The organism is Ligilactobacillus acidipiscis DSM 15836 (assembly GCF_001435755.1).
GTDB lineage: Bacteria > Bacillota > Bacilli > Lactobacillales > Lactobacillaceae > Ligilactobacillus > Ligilactobacillus acidipiscis.
On the sequence record NZ_AZFI01000451.1, the window covers coordinates 1 to 207 of the forward strand.

General features: G+C 31.9%; 1 pseudogene. It reads right to left on the reverse strand.

Going from position 1 to position 207, the window contains the following annotated elements:
- Positions 1-19 precede the first annotated feature (19 nt).
- Positions 20-207: pseudogene (locus FC65_RS12695) on the reverse strand (IS30 family transposase); the annotation flags it as partial.

Below are 207 nucleotides of genomic sequence, written 5' to 3' on the forward strand. Positions count from 1 at the left end.
CTTGAAATGTCAAATTAAGTTAGAAATAACATAGCTGTTTATCTGTGATGTTTTCCATGAATACCTCAATTGGTGTTTTATAATTTAATGATTTTCTTGGAATATGATTACGCCGGCTACTGACTTGTTGAACTAAAGCATTTGGTAAATTGCGAAAATCCATGCTCTTGTTGAGACCATCTCGTCTAATTAGTCCATTGTTATTTT